At 38.6% G+C, this 26019-nt stretch carries 25 protein-coding genes; 11 read left to right on the top strand and 14 right to left on the bottom strand.

Annotated features, from left to right (window positions below; translation table 11 throughout):
* Positions 1-30: 30 nt before the first annotated feature.
* Positions 31-504, top strand: coding sequence for a response regulator (locus tag FHS59_RS14505; protein ID WP_184496143.1), 474 nt, complete (start codon positions 31-33; stop codon positions 502-504).
* On the opposite strand, the gene FHS59_RS14500 is transcribed toward FHS59_RS14505, so the two are convergent.
* The 3 genes from FHS59_RS14500 to porX are packed head-to-tail and all read right to left on the bottom strand — an operon-like array spanning position 505 to position 3701.
* Positions 505-1716, bottom strand: a complete 1212-nt coding sequence (locus FHS59_RS14500; protein WP_184496142.1) for an alanine dehydrogenase — start codon at positions 1714-1716, stop codon at positions 505-507. It abuts the gene before it with no gap.
* Positions 1706-2137 carry a tRNA (adenosine(37)-N6)-threonylcarbamoyltransferase complex ATPase subunit type 1 TsaE gene (tsaE, locus tag FHS59_RS14495; RefSeq protein WP_246388472.1) on the bottom strand — a complete coding sequence of 144 codons (432 nt, stop codon included), beginning with the start codon at positions 2135-2137 and terminating at the stop codon, positions 1706-1708. The genes FHS59_RS14500 and tsaE overlap by 11 nt, the downstream gene beginning before the upstream one ends.
* A 7-nt stretch (positions 2138-2144) precedes the next feature.
* Positions 2145-3701, bottom strand: coding sequence for a T9SS response regulator signal transducer PorX (gene porX / locus FHS59_RS14490; protein ID WP_184496141.1), 1557 nt, complete (start codon positions 3699-3701; stop codon positions 2145-2147).
* A gap of 59 nt (positions 3702-3760) precedes the next feature.
* On the opposite strand from porX, the gene FHS59_RS14485 reads away from it, so the two are divergent.
* Genes FHS59_RS14485 through FHS59_RS14460 form a run of 6 tightly spaced genes read left to right on the top strand, consistent with a single transcriptional unit; the run spans position 3761 to position 9402 of the window.
* Entirely contained in the window at positions 3761-4993 is a 1233-nt protein-coding gene (locus tag FHS59_RS14485) for an HD domain-containing protein (RefSeq protein ID WP_184496140.1), read from the top strand.
* Between the two features lie 16 nt (positions 4994-5009).
* Positions 5010-6032, top strand: a complete 1023-nt coding sequence (gene lpxD / locus FHS59_RS14480; protein ID WP_184496139.1) for a UDP-3-O-(3-hydroxymyristoyl)glucosamine N-acyltransferase — start codon at positions 5010-5012, stop codon at positions 6030-6032.
* A gap of 39 nt (positions 6033-6071) precedes the next feature.
* A complete protein-coding gene (locus tag FHS59_RS14475) occupies positions 6072-7466 on the top strand; it encodes a bifunctional UDP-3-O-[3-hydroxymyristoyl] N-acetylglucosamine deacetylase/3-hydroxyacyl-ACP dehydratase (protein ID WP_184496138.1) in 1395 nt (464 codons plus the stop codon).
* Complete coding sequence (lpxA, locus tag FHS59_RS14470) at positions 7463-8242, top strand: acyl-ACP--UDP-N-acetylglucosamine O-acyltransferase (RefSeq protein ID WP_184496137.1); 780 nt, start codon at positions 7463-7465, stop codon at positions 8240-8242. Before FHS59_RS14475 ends, lpxA begins: the two co-directional genes overlap by 4 nt.
* Positions 8242-8865 carry an ABC transporter ATP-binding protein gene (locus tag FHS59_RS14465; protein WP_184496136.1) on the top strand — a complete coding sequence of 208 codons (624 nt, stop codon included), beginning with the start codon at positions 8242-8244 and terminating at the stop codon, positions 8863-8865. Before lpxA ends, FHS59_RS14465 begins: the two co-directional genes overlap by 1 nt.
* A gap of 60 nt (positions 8866-8925) precedes the next feature.
* On the top strand, positions 8926-9402 hold the full coding sequence (locus FHS59_RS14460; RefSeq protein WP_184496135.1) for a hypothetical protein: 477 nt from the start codon (positions 8926-8928) through the stop codon (positions 9400-9402).
* Positions 9403-9439: 37 nt separating this feature from the next.
* Here FHS59_RS14460 and FHS59_RS14455 read toward each other — a convergent pair whose 3' ends face one another.
* The gene (locus FHS59_RS14455; RefSeq protein WP_184496134.1) at positions 9440-11827 is read right to left on the bottom strand and encodes an endonuclease MutS2; all 2388 of its coding nucleotides are present in this window, start codon (positions 11825-11827) and stop codon (positions 9440-9442) included.
* The gene (locus FHS59_RS14450; protein WP_184496133.1) at positions 11827-12186 is read right to left on the bottom strand and encodes a DUF4296 domain-containing protein; all 360 of its coding nucleotides are present in this window, start codon (positions 12184-12186) and stop codon (positions 11827-11829) included. The genes FHS59_RS14455 and FHS59_RS14450 overlap by 1 nt, the downstream gene beginning before the upstream one ends.
* Positions 12187-12292: 106 nt before the next feature.
* On the opposite strand from FHS59_RS14450, the gene FHS59_RS14445 reads away from it, so the two are divergent.
* From FHS59_RS14445 to hemN, 4 genes are all read left to right on the top strand, one after another.
* Positions 12293-13171: a DUF58 domain-containing protein gene (locus tag FHS59_RS14445; RefSeq protein WP_184496132.1), complete on the top strand. Its 879-nt coding sequence runs from the start codon at positions 12293-12295 to the stop codon at positions 13169-13171.
* Positions 13164-14060 (top strand): hypothetical protein, encoded by an 897-nt coding sequence (locus tag FHS59_RS14440; protein ID WP_184496131.1) that lies wholly within the window; start codon positions 13164-13166, stop codon positions 14058-14060. The genes FHS59_RS14445 and FHS59_RS14440 overlap by 8 nt, the downstream gene beginning before the upstream one ends.
* On the top strand, positions 14041-15084 hold the full coding sequence (locus FHS59_RS14435; protein WP_184496130.1) for a vWA domain-containing protein: 1044 nt from the start codon (positions 14041-14043) through the stop codon (positions 15082-15084). The genes FHS59_RS14440 and FHS59_RS14435 overlap by 20 nt, the downstream gene beginning before the upstream one ends.
* Positions 15085-15197: 113 nt before the next feature.
* Positions 15198-16556 carry an oxygen-independent coproporphyrinogen III oxidase gene (hemN, locus tag FHS59_RS14430; RefSeq protein WP_184496129.1) on the top strand — a complete coding sequence of 453 codons (1359 nt, stop codon included), beginning with the start codon at positions 15198-15200 and terminating at the stop codon, positions 16554-16556.
* Here the strand turns inward: hemN and FHS59_RS14425 are convergent.
* The 9 genes from FHS59_RS14425 to FHS59_RS14385 all read right to left on the bottom strand — a co-directional run bounded on the left by FHS59_RS14425 (position 16553) and on the right by FHS59_RS14385 (position 25708).
* Positions 16553-17257: a sulfite exporter TauE/SafE family protein gene (locus FHS59_RS14425; RefSeq protein WP_184496128.1), complete on the bottom strand. Its 705-nt coding sequence runs from the start codon at positions 17255-17257 to the stop codon at positions 16553-16555. The genes hemN and FHS59_RS14425 overlap by 4 nt on opposite strands.
* Before the next feature lies 1 nt (position 17258).
* Entirely contained in the window at positions 17259-17684 is a 426-nt protein-coding gene (locus tag FHS59_RS14420) for a FixH family protein (protein WP_184496127.1), read from the bottom strand.
* An 11-nt stretch (positions 17685-17695) separates the two neighbouring features.
* Positions 17696-19111: a cytochrome c oxidase accessory protein CcoG gene (ccoG, locus tag FHS59_RS14415; protein ID WP_184496126.1), complete on the bottom strand. Its 1416-nt coding sequence runs from the start codon at positions 19109-19111 to the stop codon at positions 17696-17698.
* Between the two features lie 48 nt (positions 19112-19159).
* Complete coding sequence (locus FHS59_RS14410) at positions 19160-20080, bottom strand: cbb3-type cytochrome c oxidase N-terminal domain-containing protein (RefSeq protein WP_184496125.1); 921 nt, start codon at positions 20078-20080, stop codon at positions 19160-19162.
* Positions 20077-20259 (bottom strand): cbb3-type cytochrome c oxidase subunit 3, encoded by a 183-nt coding sequence (locus FHS59_RS14405; RefSeq protein WP_184496124.1) that lies wholly within the window; start codon positions 20257-20259, stop codon positions 20077-20079. Before FHS59_RS14405 ends, FHS59_RS14410 begins: the two co-directional genes overlap by 4 nt.
* Positions 20260-20270: 11 nt before the next feature.
* Positions 20271-22397: a cytochrome-c oxidase, cbb3-type subunit I gene (ccoN, locus tag FHS59_RS14400; RefSeq protein WP_184496123.1), complete on the bottom strand. Its 2127-nt coding sequence runs from the start codon at positions 22395-22397 to the stop codon at positions 20271-20273.
* Entirely contained in the window at positions 22390-22578 is a 189-nt protein-coding gene (gene ccoS / locus FHS59_RS14395) for a cbb3-type cytochrome oxidase assembly protein CcoS (RefSeq protein WP_184496122.1), read from the bottom strand. Before ccoS ends, ccoN begins: the two co-directional genes overlap by 8 nt.
* 1 nt (position 22579) lies before the next feature.
* Positions 22580-24982, bottom strand: coding sequence for a heavy metal translocating P-type ATPase (locus FHS59_RS14390; RefSeq protein WP_317168200.1), 2403 nt, complete (start codon positions 24980-24982; stop codon positions 22580-22582).
* Between the two features lie 99 nt (positions 24983-25081).
* Entirely contained in the window at positions 25082-25708 is a 627-nt protein-coding gene (locus FHS59_RS14385) for a hypothetical protein (protein ID WP_184497492.1), read from the bottom strand.
* Between the last annotated feature and the right edge of the window lie 311 nt (positions 25709-26019).

The raw sequence follows: 26019 nt of genomic DNA, 5'->3' as shown, positions 1-26019 counted from the left end.
AATGAAGCTTATGTTATAGTTGACCAACGTATGGAAACCGAAAGGGAAGAAAAAATAAAAATTCTATATGTAGATGATGAAGAAAATAATCTTCAGGCATTTAAAGCGACATTCCGTAGAGATTATAAAATATTTTTAGCTATCTCCGCCCAAGAAGCCAGGGAATTATTAAAGGAACAAGAAGTTGATTTAATTATTACAGATCAGCGTATGCCAGAAGAAACTGGTGTGGAGTTTTTAGAAAGTATTATTCCTATTTATCCTAAGCCTATAAGACTTCTTCTGACAGGATATACTGATATCCAAGCAGTAATAGATGCCATCAATAAGGGTCAGGTCTATCATTATTTGACAAAACCATGGGAAGAAGATTACCTAAGAACTGTCATCAAAAATGCTTTCGAAATTTTCACACTTCGAAGAGAAAACGAAAAACTGACTGATGCGCTTATAAAAGCGAATGAACAGTTGGAATTTTTGTTAAGACAAAATCTCCTTTCTTAATCAATACCTAGCCGCCAATAGGAGTTGTAGCTCTTTGTGAGATAGTCCAAACTTTCTCCCCAAATAGGCATTGGTGAGACTTCCTCTATAAGTATATACTCCCCTTAAAAACCATTTATAATTAAATATCATTTCTTCAGCTCCGCCAAGATCGGCTGTCTGTAAAATGATAGGAGTAAAAATATTGCTTAGTGAATAAGAAGCTGTTCGGGCTACTCGAGAGGCAATATTAGGTACACAATAATGGATGATATCATGCTTTCTATAAACAGGCTGATCATGACTTGTCATTTTTGCCGTTTCAATACATCCACCCTGGTCAATGCCCACGTCAATGATAATGCTTCCATGCATCATATTAGCAACCATCTCTTCACTGACCACAATTTTATTTCTTCCTTTTTCAGCTCTTAATGCTCCAATCACTACGTCTGCTTCAGCCATAGCCTGGCTCAAACTGAAATTATCAATTGTGGAAGTATAAACCTGTTGCCCAAGCAACTGCTTAATCCTCCTCAATTTATAAATATGATTGTCAAATACTTTGATGTTTGCCCCAAGGCCCAAAGCTGTTCTGGCAGCATATTCAGCAACTGTACCGGCACCGATGATCACTACTTGAGTAGGTGGCACTCCTGTCACCCCACCCATGATCAATCCTTTGCCATTGTTGACACTTGACAGATATTCAGCAGCAATTTGCATCACTGTACTTCCAGCAATTTCGGACATGGCCCTTACAACTGGCATTCCACCTACCTTATCCTCCAGGTATTCGAAAGCAACAGCAGTGATTTTTTTAGCATTTAGAGCTTCAATAAACTCTTTACTTTGCCTACCAATTTGAAGTGCGGAAATCAGACAGCTCCCCTGAGACATATCCTCGATTTCCTCCAGAGTAGGTGAGTCAATCTTCAATACTATCTGGGCAGATAAAGCATCTTTTCTGGAACTTACAATTTTTGCCCCTGCATCAGAATAATCTTGATCTGAAAACTTAGCTTGTAATCCAGCTCCAGCCTCCAGTACGACATTCAGACCGTTATTCGACAAAATACCTACCGCTTCCGGAGTCAGCACAACCCTTTTCTCCTGGGAAGAAACTTCTTTAGGTATCCCGATTGTAATTGATTTTGAATCTTTTCTGACTTTGGAAGGAGATTCTTTTGGGATTAATCCAACTGCCGATAATTCACTTAATTCAGCTGACATCTTGTATATGTTGAAGCGTAATTTTTCTTTCTGTTGCCGAAAGAATTTCAATTGAAACTAAGAAATATTGATCAGGAAGGAATTCAGCAATTTTTTCTGCCCATTCCAGCCAACAATAATTCTGACTATAAAAATACTCTTCTATTCCAATATCCAATGATTCAGTAGGATCATCTAGTCTATAAAAGTCAAAATGATAAAATTCATCCCCACTGTCATTTTGGTATTCATTGACGATTCCGAAAGTTGGGCTACTGATCTGATCTTGAATATGGAATTCCTCAGCCAAAGCTTTGATGAGAGTGGTTTTTCCTGCCCCCATTTCCCCTTTAAAAATCCAGATCTTTTCGGAACCTGCCATTTCCACGACTTTCTTTGCGGCCGTGGAAATGGCATCGACTCCATATGAAAATTGAATCAATTCAATCCTATTTAGGTGATAAATGCACAATCGGTATGATCATTTCTTCCAAAGATACACCGCCATGCTGGAAGGTGTCTTTGTAGAAGTTTACATAATAATTGTAATTATTTGGATAGGCAAAGAAATAATCTTCCACTGCAAATACATAACTCGACGAGACATTTAGCCTTGGCAACTTAGCATCTTCAGGTTTTTTGATCTCAAACACCTTTCCTCCTTCAAAATTAAGATTTTTACCTTGCTTATACCTAAGATTTGTAGTGACGTTTTTATCGCCTATGATTCGATATGGTTTATTCACTCGCTTGGTACCATGATCAGTGGTGACAATCACATCTGCTCCGGCTAGCTGGATTTTTTTAAATAATTCAAATAGAGATGAATGTTCAAACCAACTCTTTGTAATGGATCTGTAGGCTGACTCATCGGGAGCTAGTTCACGGATCATTTTCATATCCGTTCTAGCATGAGACATCATATCCACAAAATTATAAACCAAGACATTCAGGTCATTCTGCAAAAGCTGATGGAATTGCTCTACGGCATTTTTCCCTTGATTTGCCTGCAAAATCTTTTGATAGGAGGATTTGATTGGCAATCTGTTTTTGTCCAGATTTATTTTCAACCAATCTTCTTCAAAATTATTTTTCCCTTCGTCGGAATCCTCATCTTCCCAAAGTTTAGGGTAAAAGCGAGCCATATCCGAAGGCATCATACCACTGAATAGCGCATTCCTGGCGAATGCTGTTGTAGTAGGAAGAATACTGTAGTAAGTATCTTTTTGCTCAATATTAAAATAAGGGGACAAAAGAGTCTCAATATCTTCCCATTGATCCAATCTAAGATTATCAATAACAATCAGAAAAAGTGGCTTCCCTTCCTTCACATTTGGAAAGACTTTTTGCTTCAGGACTTGATGGGAAAGAAGAGGTTTATCTTTATTTTTCTCCTCCATCCAGTCGATGTAATTATCCTTGATAAACCTTGCAAAAGAGGAATTGGCTTCGATCTTTTGGGTTTCCAACACTTCGATCATGCTTTTATTTTCAGTAGCATCAATCTGTAATTCCCAATAAATCAATTTTTTATAAATATCCGCCCAGTCCTGATGATCTTGTGCATCGCCAAAAGCCATGCTAATCTTCATAAATTCCTGTTGGTAATTCAGCGTAGTCTTTTCGTCTATCAATTGCTTATTCTGAAGCAATTTTTTGACAGAAAGCAGGATTTGATTTGGGTTGAGAGGTTTGATAAGATAGTCAGCGATCTTCCCACCAATCGCATCATTCATGATGTGTTCTTCCTCAGATTTGGTAATCATTACCACAGGAATTTGTGGTTTTAGAATCTTGATTTGCTGTAAAGTTTCCAGGCCAGTCATACCTGGCATCATTTCATCTAAAAATATTACATCAAAATTCTGGGCCTCCACTTCTTCGATGGCATCCACCCCTGAATTGACCGTAGTAATCTGATACCCTTTCTGCTCCAGAAAAAGTATATGGGGTTTCAGCAGGTCAATTTCATCGTCTGCCCATAGAATATTAAACTTTTGAGACATTTCAGGTTCCGTTTCTTTTAAAATTATAATTACTTTTGAGTCAATCAAAATAGGCCCAATTGAAAAGCCAAAAGATATTAAACGACCCGGTTTACGGATTTATCACAATCCCAAGCGAGTTGATTTTTACCATAATTGATCACCCATATTTCCAGAGGTTACGGAGAATAAAACAACTGGGTTTGACTGACTTTGTCTACCCGGGAGCACTTCATACCCGCTTCCACCATGCCATCGGCGCTATGCATTTGATGAGCATTACGCTCGATAATCTACGCATAAAAGGAACAGAAATCTCCAATAAAGAATACGAAGCTGCCCTTATTGCCATTCTACTGCATGATATCGGACATGGGCCATTTTCCCATGCTTTGGAATATAGCTTGCTGAAAAACGTTCATCATGAGAGTCTTTCGTTTTTGATCATCGAATTATTCAACCAAGAACTGGACGGAAAACTTGATTTAGTTTTAAGAATATTTAAGAATACTTACGAAAGAAAGTTCTTTCATCAGCTTGTGTCCAGTCAGCTGGACATCGACAGACTGGACTATTTGCAAAGAGATTGTTTCTTTACAGGGGTTTCGGAAGGAACTATCGGGGCAGACCGCATCATTAAAATGATGGATGTGAAAAACGATCAGGTGGTCATCGAAGAGAAAGGAATTTATTCCATTGAGAATTTCTTGAGTGCAAGAAGGCTCATGTATTGGCAAGTGTATTTGCACAAAACCACCGTCTCTGCGGAAAAAATGCTCATTAAGTTGATCGAAAGGGCAAAAATGCTTCGAAAAGCCGGAACAACTTTCACTATTACAGATGAGTTTGACTTCTTTCTCCAACAGGAAAACACTATTTCGGACTTTCAGCAAAAACCTGACATATTAAAGATGTTTTTGGAAATGGATGATCTGGATATCTGGGGAGCAGTGAAGCTTTGGAAAAAACATCCAGATTATGTTTTAAATAATATTTCAAATATGTTTCTGACGAGAGACCTGTTTAAAATTACGCTTACAAACGAGCAATTCAGTCCAGAAGAAATTGAAGAGATGAAAGCCAAAACGATACATAAACTTTCTATTCCTTCAGATGATATCGATTTTTTCTTCTCACATGGTGCTGTCAGTAACTACGGATATCTTGCAAAAGACCGAATCAATATCCTGACTAAAAAAGGGAAAGTAATCGATGTGGCACAGGCTGCCGATTTACCGAACATCAAGGTAATGAGCAAAATCGTGGAGAAACATTATGTATGTAAAGCCAAAAGCTTAAATTTAAATTACTAATACGTAACACCTGCATATGGAATTTACTTTAGGTCAAGTGGCCGCAATCCTTCAGGGGAAAGTAGAGGGAGATGAAAACCAAAAAGTCTTCCGGTTAGATAAAATTCAAGAAGGAAAAGAAGGTGGAATCAGCTTTCTTTCCAATGAAAAATATCAATCCTTTATCTATGACACAGAAGCTACTGCGGTGATCGTGTCAGAAAATTTCATTCCAACCAAAGCATTGAAAACCACATTAATCCGTGTAAAAGATGCTTATACAGGTTTTACAACCCTTCTTGAAGCTTACAGCCAATTCACAAAAGCAAGCCTCACGGGTGTGCAGGAACCAAGTTTTATAGACGAGTCAAGCAGTATCGGTGAAAATTGTTTTCGAGGAGCTTTCTCACATATTGGCAAACATTGCAGCATTGGTGATTCTGTTAAAATTCATCCGCAAGTATTTATTGGTGATCGGGTGAAAATTGGTAACAATACTATTTTGCATCCCGGTGTAAAAATCTGCTCTGATACGATTATTGGAGACAATTGCGAAATTCATCCCGGAGCAGTCATTGGAGCAGATGGATTTGGTTTTGCTCCCCAAGCTGACGGAACATATAAGGCAATTCCTCAAATTGGAAACGTTATCATCGAAGATCATGTTAGTATTGGTGCAAATACCACGATTGATTGCGCTACAATGGGATCTACTATTATCAAGAAAGGTGTGAAAATTGATAACTTGGTTCAGATCGCTCATAATGTTATTATTGGAGAAAACACAGTTATTGCCTCTCAGGCTGGAATTTCAGGTTCGACCGAAATAGGTAAAAGCTGTGTAATCGCAGGTCAGGCGGGAATAATCGGACATCTAAAAATTGCTGACAATACCACCATAGGTGCAAAAACAGGTATTATTAAATCGATTAAAATTGCCGGTCAGACAATATTTGGGTACATAGGAATGGACATGAAAAATTTCCTTAAAGCCTATTCTATTTTCAAAAACTTAGACGACATTGAAAACCGTTTAAGAGAACTTGAAAAAAAGCCGTAAATTCGCACCCTTAATCATCCTGAAAGTTTAAAATATCAGATGAAGGTAAAACAACATACCATCAAAAAGCAGGTAGAACTCTCCGGAGTTGGTCTACATACTGGAGTTATTTCCAATATGACATTCTTGCCTGCACCACCAAACCACGGAATTAAATTTCAGCGAGTTGATCTGGAGGGACGCCCGACAGTTGACGCTGATTGTGATCTAGTTGTGGATGTTTCCAGAGGCACAACTCTGGAGCAAAACGGAGCTCGAGTATATACAGTTGAGCATGTTTTGGCAGCACTGGTGGGAATGGAAATTGACAATGTTTTAATCCAGCTTGATGGTCCAGAACCTCCGATCATGGACGGATCCTCGATCCAATTCATTGAAGTTTTGGAGGATGCAGGACTTGAGGAGCAAAATGCACTTCGAAGATTTTTTGAGGTTGAGGAAAGCATCCAATACAAAGACCCTTCCCGTGAAGTGGAGATGGTCGCCCTTCCAACAGATAACTACAGAGTTACTGTTATGGTAGATTATAATTCTCCTGTTTTGGGAAGTCAACATGCTTCGATTACTGACATCAGCCAGTTCAAACCGGAGATTGCTTCTTGTAGAACATTCTGCTTCTTACATGAATTGGAGATGCTATATAACTCCAATCTGATTAAAGGAGGAGACCTCAACAATGCTATAGTGGTAGTAGATCGAGTGGTAGAAGAAAAAGAACTGGTTCACTTAGCTAAGATGTTTAACAAGCAGAAAGTGGAAGTGAAGAAAGAAGGCATTCTAAACAATGTCGACCTTCGATACAGAAATGAACCAGCTAGACATAAATTATTGGACGTAGTAGGAGATTTGGCTTTGGTCGGAAGACCGCTTAAAGCTCAGATCCTTGCAGCTCGTCCTGGCCATGCTGCCAATGTAGCTTTTGCAAAAAAACTGAAAAGAGCAATGGAAAAATCCGGCTCTTCTCACATTCCGCATTATGATCCGAAGCTACCTCCAGTAATGGACATCAATCAGATTAGCAATATTTTGCCTCACCGTTACCCTTTCCAATTGTTGGATAAAATCATCTATTTAGATGAAACGGTTGTTGCAGGTGTTAAAAATGTAACCATCAATGAACCATTTTTCATGGGGCATTTCCCAGGCAATCCAGTGATGCCTGGCGTAATGCAAGTGGAGGCAATGGCTCAAACAGGTGGGATTTTAGTTTTAAGTACAGTAGATGATCCTGAAAATTATTGGACCTATTTCTTGGGAATTGAAAGTTGCAAATTCAGGAAAATGGTTCTACCAGGAGATACTCTGATTTTTAAATGTGAACTATTGGCTCCAATAAGAAGAGGCATTGCCAAAATGCGTGGAGAGGCCTATGTTGGAAACACATTGGTCTGTGAAGCAGTGATGACAGCCAGTATAACCCGAAAAGAATCATGATCAGCCCAATGGCACACGTAGACCCAAAGGCGCAATTGGGTAAAAATGTCCATGTGGATCCATTTACGATGATCCATGAAAATGTGATTATCGGAGATGATACTTGGATTGGCCCAAATGTCACGATATTTCCGGGTGCAAGAATCGGGAAAAATTGTAAAATTTTCCCTGGTGCAGTAATCGCTGGAATCCCTCAAGATTTAAAATTTCAAGGAGAAGAATCTACTGTGATCATAGGTGACAATACTACTATCAGAGAGTGTGTAACGATCAGTAGAGGAACTGTTGACAAACAAACCACTGTCATCGGAAGTAATTGCCTATTGATGGCATACGTGCACGTAGCACATGATTGTGTGCTTGGAAGCCATGTGATCATTGCTAATTCTGTACAGATTGCTGGCCATGTATCTATTGACGATTGGGCAATAATAGGTGGATCAAGTGCGATCCATCAATTTGTGAAAATCGGTATGCATTCAATGGTCTCTGGTGGGTCGCTTGTTCGAAAAGACGTTCCTCCATTTACCAAAGCTGCGCGTGAGCCACTTTCTTATGCAGGCGTTAACTCTTTAGGCTTAAGAAGAAGAGGTTTCTCGAGTGAATCTATCGGTCATATTCAAGAAGTTTACAGGTATTTATTCCTTAATAGCATGAATAATAGCCGTGCTTTAGAAGAAATCGAGATCAATCTTCCTGCTACAAAAGAGCGTGATGAAATCCTTAATTTTATCAGATCCTCTGAGCGTGGCGTAATGAAAGGATACATTAACTGATGCAGTTCAAAATCCAACTTGAAGAAGCCTCAAAGCGCTTTCAATATGAGTGGATTTTCAAAAACCTGAATTTATCACTTGTATCAGGTGACTCTTTAGCAGTTACTGGTGGCAACGGCTCGGGAAAATCAACTTTGCTTAAATGCATCAGTGGCTCTATCCCCTTAACTTCAGGAAAAATAAATTACTCAAAAGAAAATCAGGAGATTCCAGAATCAAACTGGTTTTCTTCTTTGAGTATTGCGGCTCCATATATGGAGCTTCCAGAGGAATTCACTTTAATAGAATTGCTGAATTTCCATTTCAAGTTTAAGAACTGTTTATCCGGACTGAGCATAGATCAGATTATTTCAATTCTATACTTGGATCAACATTCCGAAAAACAAATTTCCCAGTATTCCTCCGGGATGAAGCAACGAGTAAAATTAGGTATTGCTTTATTCTCAGATGTAGATCTTATTTTTTTAGATGAACCCACTTCCAACTTGGATAAAAAAGGAATTCAATGGTATCAGGATTTAATAGAGAAATATCGATACAACAGGATTACTCTGATTTGTTCTAATGAGCCAAGAGAATACGAATTTTGTAATCAAAAAATAAATATCGAGGATTATAAGTAGCCTTTTGGTTTGAGTATACTTGTGTATATTTAGTCCCATATTTGATTTAATACATTTTATATGAAGTCCTCAAAAATCATTCTTCTAGCCATTTTACTTTCTTCTGCTTTTTTACAAGGATGCTGGAACGATGACCCTGATCCTGTTCAAAAGTCTGAAGAAGAATTAGCAATAGAAGCTTTGACTGGGACAGGAACTTTGACTTGGTCTGTTTCTGGAGGTGGAGCTGTGATAAAAGATGGAACAGCTGTCACAGATTTGTATAGTACTTTTGAGTTGACTTTGAGTGCCAATTCCAGTTCCAAAACGTACACGAGCAAAAACAGCAATGACCTTTTCACTAATGCAGGTACTTGGTCATTTGTTGGAACTAATTATGATAAAATCACTTTGAGCGGAACAAATCCTGCTTCTGATAGAGAGATTTCTTATACCAGAACAGGTGATAATCTAAAATTACTCTTTTCTATTCCTTTGCCTGGCGGACGAACAAATGCAGTCGTCGGCAATTACGAATTTGACTTATTGAAAAAATAACCAACAAAAAAAGAGGAACTTGAAAGTCCCTCTTTTTTTATTTTAACTTCACCAAAGTCACCCCAGCTCCACCTCTATCTGCATGTTCATCCTCCATTTTGCCAACTTGAGGCATATTTCTAAGTAGGTTTCTGGTAATATCCCTTAAAATCCCATCTCCTTTTCCGTGGACAATCCTTAGGTCTTTTACTCCAAACATAAAGCCTTCATCCACAAAAGTCTGGATCATCGACAAAACCTCTTCTCCTCTTTTCCCTCTTAAGTCTAAGTTTGGAGAAAAGTCCATCAGTTTTTCGTTGGTATTATACCCACTTCTTTTAGATACTGACTTCAATTCTTTTTTGACTTGAGTTTGAGATATCTTTTCCAATCTGGAAAGTTTCACATTGGACTTAAGCTCCCCGATGGAAATTTCGACTTCTTTATTTTTAATCTGAAGCACTTGAGCTACAGCCCCATTATCTTTTAATCTTACCCAATCACCCTCGCTAATCTTCCCACCAATTACTACAATCTCAGGATCCTTGACAGCCAATTTCTCAGGCTTCACTTCCTGTTTAAATTCCTCAAGTTCCTGGCGAGCCCTTTTGGTAGTTTCTTTATCGGCTTTATCCTCTTTGATTTGTCTAATCGTAGATTCAATTTTCTTATTCGTCTGATCTAATAAAGCCTTGGCTTCCAATTTAGCTTCCTGGAGATACCGTTTTTTGGTCAACTCAAGGGTTTCTTTCAACTCATTGTATTCCTTAAGCCTAGTTTTCAGTAGTCTTTCTTTTGCTTTGGCATCAGCCAAAAGAGAAGTGTACTGGTTTTTCTCATTCTCCAATTGAGTCAAAAGTCGATCATATCTAACTCTCTCCTCACCAATATTATCTTTGGCATACTGAAGAATTTCTTTAGAAATACCAATTTTGGAAGCAATCTCCAGAGCGAAAGAAGATCCTGGTTTCCCGATTTCAAGTTGGTACATGGGCTCCAATTTGTCCACATCATAACGCATCGCCCCATTAACCAAACCTTGGTTTTTATTGGCAATTTGCTTCAAATTACCATAGTGAGTAGTCACGATGCCGTACGCAGCTTGCTTATTTAATGCTAACAAAATCGACTCAGCGATCGCACCCCCAAACTGAGGTTCGGTACCGGTACCAAACTCATCTATAAAAAGAATGGTCCTTCTATTAGCAAATTGAGTAAAATGCTTCATGCTCATCAAATGAGAGCTGTAAGTACTTAGATCATTTTCCAGATTTTGTTCATCTCCGATATCGATGAAGAAATTGTCGAACAAGGAACTTTTAGAATCAGGATGGACAGGGATCAAAATCCCGCATTGAAGCATGTATTGAAGGAGTGCGACAGTTTTCAAAGTCACAGATTTACCCCCGGCATTTGGACCGGAAATCACAAGCAGTCGCTCATGTCCTCCCAATTTCACATCCAGAGGAGTAATTTTCTTTCCTTGTGACTTTAACGCCATCTCCAAAATCGGATGCCTCGCTCTTGTCCAGGTCAATTGTCTTTCCTTGGTAATTTCAGGCTTGACACTTTCTGTTTTCTGGGCAAATTTTGCTTTGGCACGGATAAAATCCATTAATCCCAAATAATTCGTCGCCTTACGAAGAGCAGGAATGGCAGGTCGGAGTTTATCTGTCAGCTGGGTGAGAATTTTGATAATTTCTCTCCGCTCCATATACTCCAAATCCCGGATTTCATTATTGATATCTAATGCCTCCTCCGGCTCCATAAAAACAGTTTGCCCAGTTGCAGATTCGTCATGGATAAACCCTCTGAGTTTACGCTTGTTTTCTGCAGCTATAGGAATCACCATTCTTCCTCCACGGATGGTCATTCCAGAATCTTCAGGGGTCAAGCCTTTTGCCCGCGCCTCCTTAAAGATCCTATCCATGACTTTACGAAGCCTGCCCTCTTCAAAAATTATCTGATTTCGGATCAGTTGGAGATCTCTACTTGCATTGCTTCTGATCTTTCCTTTTTCATCGATGATTTGTTCGATTGCCTTGAGTAAAGACAAATCCAAATCAATCAACAATCCGAGCAATTGACTTAATGCCGGATATTCCTCACCGAATTTCTGAAAGAATGATATACAACCTCTCAAGGTGGAAAGAGACAATTTCACCTCATGAAAATCCTCTTGATCCAAGTGTGCTCCCTCAAGTTTTGCTTTTTCGAGATAAGGATGAAGGTTGGTAAAATTGGACGAAGGAAAAGCCTCTCCAGATATTAGTATTTTATAAAATTCATCCGTTTGGTCAAGTAGTTTATTGACCAGATTGATGTCAGATGAAAAAGCAATTTTATCAACAAAACTCATCCCCAAAGGAGATGTACATTCTTCTTTGAGAAGCTCTTTTACTTTTACAAAATTTATTTTTTGCTCTAAATTAGCGGGGTATAACATTAGAAAATTTCTCCTTGATCTTTTTGTATTCCAGAAGTTTCTTTTGCGGCTAAAGAATCTAATATCCTTGAATACATTTCATCCATTACACCTGGAAATTGTAAATAATACCGCAAACTCTCAGTGAAAACTGAATCATCAACTTGATGTTTTGCGAATACTTCTTTTTCTAGGAGTTTATATAAAACCTGAGAAGAATCGTAAGAAACAGGGATTGCACTAGTGATTCCTTCCGTTAATTGTATATCTATCAGAACTTCAACCATCTTCTCTTCATCTAGAAGACCTTCTGGTTTATTGTTTTCTTTACATCCGCTTAGCAAGAAGATGCTGGCACAAATGATTAATAATCTATTCACGTCGCAAAATTATGGTTTTTTAACTGAAAAATTCTCTACCCTTCCTATAAGACAAATTTTATAATTCAACCATGTAATTTAACTTAGCCAGTTCAAATCACCCGAAATGAATCAACTATTCAGTAAACTTAGAAAATACGAGATCATGATCCGAAAGGTGGCCAACAATCACCTGCAAGGAGAATACCAATCTCTGTTTAAAGGTTCTGGTTTGGAATTCGATGATTTGCGTCCTTACCAATACGGAGATGACGTCAGAACGATCGAGTGGAAAGTTTCTGCAAAGGGTCATGGAACATTTGTAAAGACATTTCGGGAGGATAAAGATCAATGCGTTTATTTCTTATTGGATATTAGCGGCAGTCAGGATATTGGTCAGGTAGGAAACAAAAAGATCGACCAAGGAAAAATCATTGCGGGGGTTTTAACTCTTGCAGGAGTTTTTGATGGAAGTCAGGTTGCACTGATCAGTTATTCAGATCAAAAAGAAAACCTGATTTTACCTGCAAAAGGTCCGAAACAGGGAGTAAAAATGATCAGAGGTATTTTTGAACATGAAAACAAATCGATGAAAACAGATTTGAATTCGATGTTTACATTCGCCCTCAACCTGATCAAAAAAAGAAGCGTCATAATTGTGATTTCTGATTTTATCGATGAAGGGTATGAAAGACCATTCCGAGCTTTGGCTGAAAGACACGATCTCGTCGCAATCCAACTTACTGATCCAAGAGAATCCGCTTTGCCTGCATTGGGAATCATTCCGATTTATGATAAAGAGCGTGGAAAGACCACTTGGGTAAATACCGCATTTGGAAGTTTCTCAAAAAAGATATCAGAAACTTTTACCACAGAGCGTGAAAATCTGAAAGAAATCTGCAAGAAGAATCAGATCAATTATCTGAGCATAGACACCTCTCAGGATATTGTTGCTCCACTTTTAGAATTATTCAAGTACCGAAATAAAAGAATGAAACGTGGGTAAAATTAAATCAGTCCTTCTTTTATTTTTCATTCCTTTTCTTTCTCTGGCTCAAGAAGTCAAAGTAGATGGTTATTTTCTCCAGGATTCCGCAATGCTAGGAGAACGTGTAGGATATGTTTTAAAAGCAACCTATCCAGAGCAAAAACAGCTGATTTTCCCAGACTCTCTTTTTGACTACTCCCCTTTGGTATTGTTGGAAAAGAAAACCTTTATTTCCAATACGACCGAGGGAATTACCAGTGACAGTTCCATTTACTATATATCCAATTTCTCTCTCGAACCAAGTGTTTTCTTAACCTTGCCGGTTTATGAGGTTTCGAGATATGACAGCATTACCCACTACCCATTAGAGGCTGAACTCAAATTGAAATTGACTTTGGACAGCATTCCAGAGCAACCGACATTTCAGGAAAACAATGTGTACCAGCCACTGGAAAAAGAATTTAATTGGATGGTAGTTGGCGTATTGCTAGGTGGAATAATACTGGTATTACTCGTGTTTTACGTCTTGTTTGCGGATCGCATCAAACGAATGTGGAAAGACAGAAACCAGAAAAGACGTTGGAATCAGTTTGAGAAAAAATGGACTAAACAAACAGCTCTCCTTGCTCAAAGTCCTACTTTGGAACTGGCTGATCAGGTACAGGGTCTGTGGAAATCCTATATGGAAAGTTTGACCAATCTGCCTTTTCAAGAATGGACATCCAGTGAAATCGGTGAAAACTTAAAAGATCCAAAAGTATTTAAAGCATTGAGGTCAATTGACTTGATCATCTATGCTGGAGGGTCTGAAAAAAGTGAGGAGGCTACCACTTATTTACTGCAGGTAGCAAAAGAAAAGCATTTGGAAAAACTAAACGAGATAAAACATGCAAGAGCAACTAGCTGAGTTTTTTAGCATGTCATGGTTTTTGCCAGAGACCTTTCAGACTTATGAATGGGCAAATCTTTGGGCTTTAAACTTATTGTGGATCATTCCTGCGTTGATGCTTTTCAGGAAATTCGTCAAGTTTCTAAAAAATCCTGTTCTCGAACTTTCACTTCCAAAAAGAGCCGCTAAAAACAATCCTTGGACTTATTTAAGGTTAATTCCAACTGGATTTTTCTTCCTTTCTGTAGTAATGATCGTAATTGCTTTGGCAAGGCCACAGCGAAGCAATGAGCGTGTAGAACAATTTACAGAAGGTATCGACATCGTATTGGTGATGGATATTTCCGAATCAATGGATCTTCAGGATTTTACTCCTAATAGATTAGAAGCTGCAAAAGCTACCGCCGTGGACTTTATAAATGGGCGTTTTGGAGACAGAATCGGGATGGTGGTTTTTGCCGGGGAGGCTTATTCTTTGGCTCCTTTGACCAATGATTACAAGCTTCTTACCGAACTGATCAATGACATTTCATTTAATATGATGGAAGCAAAAGGAACTGCGATCGGCTCAGCCATTGCCTCTGCTACCAACAGGATGAAAGAATCGGAATCAGCATCCAAAGTTCTGATTTTGCTTAGTGACGGGGAAAGCAATGCAGGAAATGTAGATCCTCTTTTCGCTGCGGAACTAGCTTCTGCTTTGGATATTAAAATCTATACAATCGCCGTTGGCAAAGACGGTATGGTGCCTTACGGAACAGATTTCTTTGGCAGACCTCAAATGGTAGAAAGCTATTTAGATGAAACGACTTTAAGAGAAATTGCCAAAATCGGAAATGGGGAATTTTTTAGAGCTGCAGATGGAGGAACATTAAATAACATTTTCGAGAGAATTGATACCTTGGAAAAAGCAGAAATCCTTGAAAACAGATACAAGGAAACCTCAGATTATTATCGGATCTACCTTTTCTGGGCCATGCTTTTATTCTTTGTTTGGTTACTTCTCAAAAGCAGTTTCCTTAACAACTTCCTATTGGATTAACAGCTCAGGGACAAGCTATTTCAATTCAAACCTGATTTTAATCAGGATTTTGGCTTACTCTGATCACTAAAAGTCAACCCTTTTCAGCACACTTTTGTGTAAAGAAAAAAGGAATGGCACTATCACCAGAATTAATTCAAAAGTACAATCAACCGGCACCAAGATATACTTCTTACCCGACTGTGCCTTTTTGGGAAAACAACCTCAACGAGGAGAGCTGGAAAAATTTAGTAAAATCCGCATTTCAACAATTTGGTGAATCAGAAGGGATCACCCTTTATATCCACTTACCCTATTGTGAAAGTCTTTGTTCTTACTGTGGTTGTAATAAACGAATCACTAAAAACCATTCGGTCGAAATCCCATATTTAGATGCGATTCTACTTGAGTGGAACAAATACTTGGAGCTTTTTGGCACCAAGCCAAAGCTTGCTGGAATTCACTTGGGAGGAGGAACACCTACATTTTTTAAACCAGAATCTTTCTCTTATTTCTTGAGACAGATCATCGAAAGTTCAGAAGTCATGGAAGACGCTGAGTTTAGTTTTGAAGGTCATCCAAATAACACCTTCTTACAACATCTACAAACGCTAAATCAATTAGGCTTTGATCGTGTCAGCTATGGAATTCAGGATTTTGACCCAAAAGTCCAGCAAGCAATCCATAGAATTCAGCCATTGAGTAAGGTAATTGAAGCAACAGAAAATGCCAGAAAATCAGGCTACACATCCGTTAATTTTGATCTTATTTACGGCCTCCCGCATCAGACCTTAGAAACCCTTGGAGATACTTTCAAAAAAGTGGCATCTCTGAAACCAGACAGAATTGCATTTTATTCATATGCCCATTTACCTAGCGCTTTTCCAGCTCAAAAAAGTTTCGAATCCTTCTTACCAACTGATTTAAAAAAGAGGGAATTATATGAATTTGGCAAGAAACAATTACTCAAACTAGGTTACGAAGAGGTGGGAATGGATCACTTTGCACAGCCAAATGATCCGCTCAATATTGCGAAACGTGAAGGAAGTCTGCATCGAAATTTCATGGGATACACCACTTCTCCATCTAAAATTCTGATAGGATTAGGAGCTAGCAGCATCAGTGACATCCATCTGGGTTATGCCCAAAATGAAAAAAATATTGAGGCCTATAAAGAATCTATCAATTCCGGAAACTGGAGCATCATAAAAGGCCATCAATTATCTGAGGATGATATTCAAGTCAGAGAATTAATCATGGATTTGATTTGTCGTCAATTTGCAATGGTCCCTCTGGAGATTTGGGAACAATTAGGGGAACGTCAATTCTTCAATTTAAAAGAGATGGAATGGGAAGGTCTTCTAAAAATGAAAGGGCAGACTATTCAGGTTTCAGAAAATGGGAATGCCGTAATCAGAAATATCTGCATGCAATTAGACCTTAGGCTTCAGGCCAATAAATCCCAAAAAAGCATGTTTAGCAAAGCTATTTAACGACACATGGTAATTTCTACCTGTTCGGAACCATAATTGAACATTTCCAGATCGGGGCTGAATCCACCAAGACCAAGCCCTAATCCTCTAAAAATGAATATAATTCCAATCAGTGCACCTAAATATGGAATTGCTGATTGGATTTTTTCTCTTTTGACTATGGAAAAAAAATTTCCAGATATCATCAAAGCCAGCAATAAAGGAACGGTCCCCATTCCAAAGAAAAACATATAAGTCGCTCCCAAAAATGGGCTTTGTAATGCCAATGCTGCCACCAAAGCCATGTATACCATCCCACAAGGCAAAAGGCCATTGACCAATCCAGTGGTAAAATATGCTATTGGTTTTCCAGATCTAAGTTGTTTCCCTAAGGTTTGCTTGATCCAGTTTACAAACTTTGAAAAAAAGGAGATGGACAATATTCTTTCTGAGTTTTTAAAACTAATCGCTAAAACCAAAATCAGAATTCCCATTCCAATGGAAAGACCTTGCTGTACTCCCGCCAAGGCCAAAGAAAAACCCAAACTTCCCACAACAAGTCCTAGCATTGCATAGGTGAAGCTTCTTCCAAAATGATATAGAATCTTATTTCCGAGGAACTTATTTTTATTCACTCCTCCAACTGCCAAGGTAATAGGGCCACACATTCCAACACAATGGAAGGAACCTAGGAATCCTAATAAAAAAGCAGTCCAAAGCATATTAAAGATCTATTTTCTTCTCTTGGTAGAATTCAACACCATTTTCAGTCCAGTTCAATTGAGCTTTCCAATATCCTGACTTTAAATTACCAACTGGTATTTCTATTGCCCCTTGATTTTTTCCATCAATAACAACCTTTTGATCCAAGGATGCATCAGAAGGGCGGAAAAGGTGAAGCATCCCAATTGCTCCGGAAGGCAAATCCAGAATAAGAAGTTGATTTTGGCTATTTAAGCTGATCACATCTCTATTTTTATCTAAAGTGATCTGTTCTTTATCAATTTGCTCCTGGTAGGCAATTTCCTTTTCGTAATATCCTTCAGTCACTAATTCAATTCCTTCCATTCGAACTGAAATGACCACCATTGTCATGATGATGGCTATGAAGCCGAAAATCGAAAATAATATTCCTTTACCCCAATTCATTTTTAGATTTTTTATTTGTTAACAGGAGCCATGAAATTGGTCTTGATTTCACCAAATTCTTCTTCTCCGGCACTTAACTGTAATTCTACCTTTTCTTGCGTTACTTTCACATCTGCTTGATTTCTAACCAAGAAAAACCTTCCCTCGAATTTAGATTGAGGCTCCAATGTCCAATGAGTATCTCCAACGACTTCAAGTTCCATTCCTTCTGCCATTGGTTTTAATTGGACAGTCTGTGGCTCAAATGTTTTATTGATCAGGGTGATTTCGTATAGGTTAGAAACCTTTCCATCTTCTCTGGTCTGATAAGTCATCCCTGGAAACCTGGTTACTGTTCCATTGATGGGTTCTCTTGTCGCAATCAATGAAACAAAAGCCACTATCAAAATCAATAAAACCACCACATACGCTTTTACCCTTCCAGTGATCAGCTTCTGAAATCCATCTTTGATGCTATTTTGAGAAGCATATCTAATCAATCCTTTCGGGCGATCTACTTTGACCATTACCTCATCACATGCATCGATACAGGCAGTACAATTGACACATTCCATTTGAATACCATTCCGGATGTCAATACCAGTTGGACAAACCTGCACACAAAGGCTGCAATCCACACAGTCACCTTTCGGCTCTAATTCAGCTTTGTTTTTACGGATTGGGGCTCTGGGTTCCCCTCTCACATAATCATACATGACATTGATGGAGTTGTTATCCAACAAAACTCCTTGTAGCCTGCCATATGGACACACTACTAAACAAGCTTGCTCCCTAAACCAGGAAAACACAAACATGAATATTCCTGAAAATGCTACCAGTCCAATAAATCCTGCCATGTGAGCAGAGGGAGGCTGGGTTACTACTTCAATAACCTGATCTACCCCAATCAGATACGCCATTACTAGATGACCTATCATGAGTGAAATCAAAGCAAAAATAAAATATTTACTTCCTTTCTTTCTGATCTTTTCTCCATTCCAAGGAGCACTATTCAGCGCTCTTTGCTGATTGGCATCGCCCTCTATCCAATACTCAATTTTCCGGAAGACCATTTCCATAAATAATGTCTGCGGACATGCCCAACCGCAAAAGACCCTTCCAAAAATCACTGTGAAAAGAATCACAAAAACGAAGAAAATCAACAACAGAAAAATTAATAAGTAGGTATCCTGCGGCCAAAATACAGCTCCGAAAATAATGAATTTCCTCTCGAAAATATTAAACAACAGCCATGGTCTACCATCTACTTTAATGAAAGGTCCAGAAAATAGGATAGCCAAAAGTACCCAGGATAAATAAGTCCGGTACTTATAAAATAAGCCTTTTACTTTCTTCGGATATACCCAATTCCTTTTTCCGTCTTCCTGAACTGTTGCTAAAGCATCGCGAAAATTATCAGGATTCAGATGTGGATTTTTCTTGGCCATAACAGTGGTTAGTCAATGCCGGAAGAATTAATCTTCCGGCAATTAGTTTTATTCTGGATTCACAGCAGTGGTATCAGCGGGGCTGCTTTCGATCACCTCAGCCGGTGTGGAGCCTACCAATTCGCCTTGCGGGTCCTTTGGATTCGCTGGAGTAGTTCCTTTTAAGCTAAGTACAAAACTCGCTACTTGTTGGATCTCTTCCGGGCTCAATTGATCTTGCCAAGGCACCATCCCTTTACTAACCACCCCATATTTGATGACTGTAAAGACATCTTTGATTGAATTACCGTGAAGCCAGTATTCATCTGTCAGGTTTGGTCCGACTCCCCCACCACCGTCAGCAGCATGACAGGCTGCACAGTTTCCTTCGAAAATTGTTTTTCCGGAAGACAATGCTCCTGCCGACTCGTCAAAGATTGCTGTAGATTCATCAATACCTGCCACTGCATTTGCTTTACGCTCTTCAGCAGCAATTGATTCTATTCTCAACTCTTCTTCATATTCTTCGATACCGGTTTTTCCATATCCCAAAACAGAATAATTGATAAAATACCCTACTCCGAAGACAGCTGTTATCAAAAAGACATATTGAAGCCATGGTGGCATGAAATTATCCAGTTCGGTAATTCCATCGTAGGAATGATCTGTCATTTCCCTCTTCTCAACGGTTTCCTCTTCTACGTCACCGGTAATGAATTTCTCTTTGAAAGATTCCCACCAGCTTGGTTCTTCCGCAAAGGCCGGATTTTCCTTTTTGAAAACTGTTGTGATGAAAGACATCAAATAAATCACAAGGATCAACAGAAGGATAATCACTCCCAGCACCACTCCCAAAATGATAAGAAGTGTTAGCTGGTTCTTATCCATGGACATCAGTTTATCATAACTTGAACTTGCTTCCTGCGCGTATGCCGAAGAGGAAAGCACAAGTCCAATCAAAGAAACAAATAAGGTCAATATATTTTTCATGGCTCGTTCTTAGTTAGCTCATCTTCTTCCATTGGAAGAGACTTCATATGGTCGATATAGGATTTTGGTACTTTGATAACCCAGATAAACATGGCTACAAAGAATATCACAAAAATCAGCAGTGAAATCACTGGATAGATTTCTATGTTTTCGATAGATCTTAAAACTTCTTTATACATGGTCGATCAGTTTATTGGTTAGCAGTTGCTTTGATATCTGTACCTAGTCGCTGTAAGTAAGCTATCAATGCCACGATTTCTGTATTTGGCATTACCTCTACGCCTGCATCCTTTAGGTTCTCAGTGATTTTTGCAGCCTGAGACTCAAGGTCTGCAGTTGCCTTTTCATCATAGCCTTCTGGATAAGGTACTCCCAGTTTCTGAAGAGTTCGGATTTTTGAAGGCAAGTCTGAATAATCCAATTCATTTTCAACCATCCATGGATAAGGTGGCATCATGGATCCCGGTGACATAGATCTTGGATCTACCATATGGAAATAATGCCAGCTATCAGGATATTTACTTCCCACTCTATGCAAATCCGGTCCGGTTCGTTTTGATCCCCATAAGAAAGGTCGATCATACACAAATTCACCAGCTTTGGAATACTCCCCGTAGCGCTCAGTTTCAAATCGGAATGGACGAATCATCTGTGAGTGGCAACCCACACAGCCATTGGCGATGTAAAGATCTCTACCCTCTAATTCAAGTGGAGTATATGGTTTTACAGAGCTGATTGTTGGCACATTAGATTTCACCAAAATTGTCGGGATAATCTCGATAGCACCTCCTATTGCGATCGCAATGGTTGCCAAAACAGTAAAAAATACTGGTTTACGCTCCCATGCTCTATGCCAAAACTCACCTGCTGGCTTATAATTCGTAGCCAATGCCGGAGCTGAATCTTCTTCAGTTTCCTGAAATACTCCTTGCTGTGCAGTCTTCCACATGTTATAAATCATGATGATTGCACCGCTCAGATAAAGAAGACCTCCAAATGCTCTCAACATGTACATTGGTACAATTTCCACAACTGTCTCAAGGAAATTACCATATGCTAATCTGCCCATGTCATCAAATTCTCTCAGCATCAAAAACTGAGTCAATGCTGCAACATACATTGGTAGTGCATAGAAAATGATTCCTAAAGTCCCCATCCAAAAGTGGGTATTCGCCAATTTGGTAGAGTAAATCTTTGTTTTGAAAAGTCTTGGCCACATCCAGTATAACATACCAAATGTCAAGAACCCATTCCAACCCAAGCCGCCGATGTGAACGTGAGCTACAATCCAGTCTGTATAATGCGCGATTGCATTGACGTTTTTCAAAGAAAGCATAGGTCCTTCGAAAGTGGACATACCATATGCTGTCAATGCCACAACCATAAATTTCAATACAGGCTCATTACTTACTTTGTCCCATGCACCTCTCAGCGTCAAAAGTCCATTAACCATACCTCCCCAAGAAGGCGCTATCAACATCACTGAAAAAGCCGTTCCCAATACTTGCGCCCATTCTGGCAAAGCAGTATAAAGTAAGTGGTGTGGACCTGCCCACATGTAAATGAAGATCAAAGACCAAAAGTGAACAATAGATAGTTTATAGGAATAAACTGGTCGATTAGCTGCTTTCGGAAGGAAATAATACATCAGTCCCAAAAATGGAGTTGTTAGGAAAAACGCAACTGCATTGTGACCATACCACCACTGAACCAGCGCATCTTGAACGCCAGCATAGGCCGAGTAACTTTTAAAGAATGAAACCGGTAAAGCAAGGGAATTAAAAATGTGCAGCACCGCAACTGTCACGAAAGAGGCCATGTAAAACCAAATGGCAACATACATGTGACGCTCTCTTCGAGTTAGAAGTGTTCCGATCATGTTCGCTCCGAAGGCCACCCAAACCAGAGCAATTGCAATATCGATTGGCCATTCTAATTCAGCATATTCCTTAGAAGTTGTAAGGCCTAAAGGAAGCGTAATTGCTGCTGCCAGGATTATTAATTGCCATCCGTAGAAATGAAACCAGCTTAGGGTTTTATTCCACATTGGTGTTTTTAGCAATCTCGGCATGGAGTAATAAACCCCAGCAAAAATTGCGTTTCCCACAAATGCGAAAATAACCGCATTGGTATGCAGAGGTCTTATCCTGCCAAATGTGGTATAGGGATTACCCAAATTGGCTTCCGGGAGAAATAACTGGGTGGCGGCAATAACCCCCACCAGCATCCCAACGATGCCCCAAATAATGGTGGCAGTTCCAAAATACTTGACAATTTTATTGTCGTAATGGAACGTTTCTAAAGTAGAATCATTCATAGGACTTAGGTTTTGTTGGTTGATCTTTTTTTACTTTTTTTTTCTGACTTTCAAATAAAATCCTGACAGAGGGAGTATAATCATCATCGAACTGACCATCTCTCATTGCTTTAAAAAACAGGTAGAGAAAAGTGACTGCCATGACTAAACTTATTGCGATCAATAGAAAGATTACTTCCATTTCAGTCTTTTTTAAGTTTGATTAATCCTTTTTTCAATGCCACCAAGTTGGTCGAAACCGTGGTGAAGATGACGACTGTAATACTGCTTAGTGGCATCAGTATTGCACAAATCACAGGACTTAATAAACCCTGAACAGCCAAGCTTATTCCGATCAGATTGTAAGCAAAACTCAACAGGAAACTGATCTTAATAATCGTCCTGTTTGATTTGGCAAAGGCTAAGAATTCAGGAATTTTGGATATTACTGAAGAGTCAATGATTGCATCGCTTGCTGGTGAGAAATGACTCACTTGCTCCGTCACAGCTATACCTACCTCGCTTGCCTGCAATGCGCCAGCATCGTTTAAACCATCCCCAACCATCAAAGTATGTTTCCCATTTCGGGAAAGGTTCTGAAGGTATTCCAACTTATCATTCGGGCTTTGATTGAAATTGAAATTGATTTGAGGGCCCAGATTGCTTCTTAAAGAAAGCTGTTCGTGGCTTTGATCTCCAGAAAGCAAATGGAGTTCATAGGATTTCGCCAATTCCCTGATCATCGGAGGTGAACTTTCTCTAAGACCAGATTGGATATGAAAGTATCCGATTTCATGATTAGCAATACTTAGAAAAACCAGATTACCATCAGAAATTTTTATAAGTTTCTTAGAGCCAATAAATTCTTGGGAGCCCAAGCAGATACATTCACCAAAATAAAAGGCTTCAAGACCTTTTCCCTTGATCTCTTTGAAACCGTCGATTTTCAAAAACGATCTTGTACCTAACCATTGGTTAATTCTATTGCTTAATGGATGTGATGATTTTGAAACCAAAGATTTTAAAACATCTTTTGTCTCATCGGTTAAGCATTCTCCATGAAAATTAATTGTAGCATTTGCAGGAGAAGTTAAAGTCCCTGTTTTATCAAAAACCAGGGTATCGACCTGCGCCATTTTCTCTACTACAGAAGCATTTTTCAGATAAAGCTTTCCTTTACCAAATATCCTTAATGTATTCCCTAAAGTGAATGGAGTGGACATAGCCAATGCGCAAGGACAAGCCACTATTAAAACTGAAGTGAATGCTTTAACTGCGAGAGATAAATCCTCAAAACTCCAGAAAAGAAATGCTACGAAGGCTACTGCAAGGACTGTCCAAGTAAATACTCCACTTACTTTATTTGCCAATGGCTCTAAATTCCCTGTCTTTTCTTTTTCAAACGCATCATTGTTCCACAAATCAGTCAAATATCCCTGAGAAGGAGATTTCTGTACAGTTAAAAGAATTGGTTCTCCGATTTGTCTACCACCTGCATAAATTACCTCTCCTTTCTTTATAGAAACAGGAATTTCTTCCCCAGTCACAAAGCTGTAATCGATATAGGCAGATTGATTTAACAATATTGAATCTGCAGGTATTAACTCCTGGTCTCCAATCAGAATAACATCCCCAATCGATAGTTTAGAAATAGGTACTACATTTTCCTGGTCTTGAACCAATTTGGTCACTGCCATAGGAAAATAGGATTTGTAATCTCTATCAAATTCCAAGGTGGCAAATGTCTTTTGCTGATAAACTTTCCCTAGAAGTAAAAAGAAAATCAGTCCCCCTAGACTGTCCATAAAGCCAGCATTTCCAGAAAAAAATATCTCCCATAAAGAATAAAGGAAAAGCGCTATAATGCCCAGAACTATTGGAACATCCATGTTTACTTTCTTTTGCTTCAGGGAATTCCAAGCCGAGAGGAAATAACTATTAGCAGAGTAAATTATTACCGGTAATGCTAAAAGGACATTGAGGTAATTAAACAATCCTTTAAAACCTTCACCAAGGAGCTTAGTTTCTGAAAAATATTCAGGTAAGCTGAACAACATCATGTTTCCAAAGCAAAACCCGGCGACAGCTAATTGGGTAATTAATTTATTGTCGATAGAGGGGTTTGAAGTTCCTCCTTCGTCGGAAAGCTTAATCTTAGGCTCATAGCCGATGGTTGATAATAAGACGACTAATTCTTTGAGAGATATTTTATTTGGATTGTATTTGACCTGGACTTTCTTTTTAATAAAGTCAACCCGGCTGGAGATAACGCCAGAGTTTATCTGCATGAGATTTTCCAGCAACCATATGCAGGAAGCGCAATGAATTATTGGAATAAAAAAAGTTACATGACATTCCTCTTCATTCTTAAAATCTAAAAGTTGGTTTTGAACATCCAAGTCTTCCAGAAAATCAAACTTTTGAAATTTAGAGGATTTAAGTTTTTGTGATTCACCTGGAAATTCCTCCAAGTCATAATAACTGCAGAGTCCATTATCTGAAAGAACTTCATAGACAAGCTTACATCCTTGACAACAAAATGATTTTTCCTCCAATACAATTGGTGACTCTGTACATGCCTCACCACAGTGAAAACATTTTGTCAAAGATTCCGGATTTGGATTAACAATCATGTCTCAAATTTCTTCTAAAAAACATAGTTTAACTACCATAAAAGGATGATAAAAATCAGTAAACAACATGAGTTATAGGGATAAGTAAAAAGATAAATTTTCATCCCAAACACCTTGATTATAAAAGTTAAAAAGAATTTTGGATAAATCAGACTGATATAGCTTACTAATTACCAACAGGTTACAGTTATGATGAACTGCGTAAGACCAAAAATCACCGACTTTAGAAAAGTTTAATTTAATAAAGGAGGTCTCATGAGTTGCTGCACTAATTTTTTGAATAACTTCCTCTTCTTCTTTCTGACGCGATTTTGGAATAAAACTGGGGGATATAATTGTAGCCTTACTTTGAGATATGAGTTGGCCAAAAAGTTTTAAAAACTGATCAATTAAAGTTACAGATGAAGAAGACCCATCATAAAAAAACAAAACATGATCAAGAGAAAAATTCGGCACATATAATAAAACAGGAACTGAACAAGGATCCTTTTCTAATTCTCTTGGGATTGGATGATCTAATAACCATTTCAATACCAAATTAAGATTTACGGTAATTAAGGATGGTGAATCATATATCGAAGAATGAGGATTAGAATTCACACTCGGATCAAAGCCTGAACTCAAGCTTTTTGAATGGAATTCTTTCAGGATTTGAGGTGGTAATTGAAACCTATTGAAATGGATATTTTTTGTTTCCATCATTAAAACTTTCCTCAAATGTATTGTCAGAAATAGAGGAACCTCATGATAATTCCCAGATCAAAAGATGATAAAAATCAACTTTGCGGAAAAACTAGTAGGAGGTAGATAAAGAATGAGGGAAGAATTAAAAAAACTCCCATTATGTTTATTCAGCCAATAGAAAAAAAAGAAGCTTCAGATACCAAAATATTGTTCTGGATAATACCAATAATAAAAGCTCTCAAAAAGTAAAGTGCAAAAAAAAGCCAGCAGGATCTGCTGGCTTGAATAATGTGGCGGCGACCTACTCTCCCGGGTGTAACCCCAGT

It is taken from the genome of Algoriphagus iocasae, from assembly GCF_014206875.1.
Taxonomy (GTDB): Bacteria; Bacteroidota; Bacteroidia; order Cytophagales; family Cyclobacteriaceae; genus Algoriphagus; species Algoriphagus iocasae.
The sequence above is the reverse complement of the archived record's forward strand: the minus strand, read 5'-3'. Positions and strand labels throughout refer to the sequence as shown.